We start from the raw sequence: 2,089 nt of genomic DNA on the forward strand, positions 1-2,089 counted from the left end.
AAGGGGTGGACGTGTATAAAGGAAGGGTAAGGATGAAGGACTTTCAGTGGCAGCCCTGAGCAAAACGCCCAGGGCTGCACTGTTACTACCGCAGACTCAGATCAAACCGCTTTGGCAGCGATGATCTTGTCGTGCCACTCAACCGGGCCGGTCTGGTGCACGGAGCTGCCGCGGGAATCCACTGCCACCGTCACCGGCATGTCTTCCACCTCAAATTCATAGATGGCTTCCATACCCAGCTCTTCAAAGGCCACTACTTCGGCCCCCTTGATAGCCTTGGATACCAGGTAAGCGGCACCGCCCACAGCCATCAGATAGACCGCACCGAACTCCTTGATGGCGTCGATGGCGACCTGACCACGCTCAGCCTTGCCGATCATACCGGTCAGGCCGGTTTTCTCCAGCATGGTGCGGGTGAACTTGTCCATCCGGGTCGCGGTGGTGGGGCCAGCCGGGCCAACCACTTCTTCACGGATCGGATCCACAGGGCCAACGTAATAAATGAAACGGCCTTTCAGATCTACCGGCAGCTCTTCGCCCCGCTCGATCATATCCACCATCTTTTTATGGGCGGCATCACGGCCGGTCAGCATCTTGCCGGACAGCAAAACCGTCTCGCCCGGCTGCCAGTCTTTCACGTCTTCCGGGGTGACGGTATCCAGGTTCACCCGGCGAACGTTCTCGCCCACTTCCCAGGTGATTTCCGGCCAGTCGTCCAGGCTCGGCGGGGTCTGCAGGGACGGGCCAGAGCCATCCAGCACAAAGTGCGCGTGGCGGGTAGCGGCACAGTTCGGAATAATCGCCACCGGCTTGTTGGCCGCGTGTGTCGGGAAATCCTTAACCTTCACATCCAGAACCGTGGTCAGACCACCCAGGCCCTGGGCACCGATACCCAGCTCGTTAACCTTTTCAAATAGCTCCAGGCGCAACTCTTCAGATCGGTTAGACGCACCACGGGCCTGCAGATCGTGAATGTCGATCGGGTCCAGCAGGGCCTCTTTCGCCAACTCCATCGCCTTTTCTGCGGTACCGCCAATACCGATACCCAGCATACCCGGCGGGCACCAGCCCGCGCCCATCTGCGGCACCATCTTCAGCACCCAGTCCACCACAGAGTCGGACGGATTCAGCATGGCAAACTTTGATTTGGCCTCAGAGCCGCCGCCCTTGGCCGCCACGTGGATTTCAACGGTGTTACCCGGCACCATCTTGTAATGAATGATGGCGGGGGTGTTGTCTTTGGTGTTCTGGCGCTTGCCATCCGGATCGGCCAGCACGGAGGCGCGCAGCACGTTATCCGGATGGGTGTAGGCACGGCGCACGCCTTCGTTGATCACGTCATCCAGCGGCTGATCACACTCGAACTTCACATCCATACCGATGTTCACGAACACGGTGACTATGCCGGTGTCCTGGCAAATCGGGCGATGGCCCTGGGCGCACATACGGGAGTTGATCAAAATCTGGGCAATGGCATCTTTAGCCGCCTGTGATTCTTCCCGCTGATAAGCCTCGTAAACGGCCTGGATAAAATCTTTCGGGTGGTAGTAGGAAATAAACTGCAGCGCATCGGCTACGCTTTCGATCAGGTCGTCCTGGCGGATAACGGTGGTCATAGTCGCCTCATCAGCTTTCTGATTATCGGAAGTGCGCAGAGCCGCCAAAGCAGCCCGTGCTTATAAAGAGAAGCGAAAGTTTACCAGAAATGAGCCCAATAGGACTCGACAAACCCACCACCGCCCACTATTTTTCTGTTAGGCCACTCCAACTGTGCGAGGAGGGTTTCCAAAAGCAGAATCACACTTTTGGCTGATCAACACTTGCCATGCTGCCGCTATAGTCGACGATACAGTAATTGGCTTTACGTGCTGGCTACAATTTTCAGACAAACAAGCAGAACAGGCAAAAGCACGGATTTCCGGGGAACACCGGCTCCGTCTACGCCGGATATAACGACACAACAACAGGAAAAGGTTCCACCCATGTTCAAGAAAACTCTAATAAGTCTTGCCGTGGCTTCTTCCCTTGGGTTGACAGGCTGCTTTAGTGGCTCAAATTCAGGGGGTAATGCGAATCCGGATTATAAGAT

Annotated in this window: 1 protein-coding gene; it reads right to left on the bottom strand. The window is 56.3% G+C overall.

Going from position 1 to position 2,089, the window contains the following annotated elements:
- Positions 1–101 precede the first annotated feature (101 nt).
- Entirely contained in the window at positions 102–1,616 is a 1,515-nt protein-coding gene (locus IBX51_RS15005; RefSeq protein WP_291832134.1) for a fumarate hydratase, read from the bottom strand.
- Positions 1,617–2,089 lie beyond the last annotated feature (473 nt).

The organism is Marinobacter sp. (assembly GCF_014859525.1).
In the GTDB taxonomy this organism is placed as follows: Bacteria; Pseudomonadota; Gammaproteobacteria; order Pseudomonadales; family Oleiphilaceae; genus Marinobacter.

Bases quoted from the DNA above. Each gene is read 5' to 3' on its own strand.
- IBX51_RS15005 (WP_291832134.1), bottom strand. From the start codon at position 1,616: ATGACCACCGTTATCCGCCAGGACGACCTGATCGAAAGCGTAGCCGAT.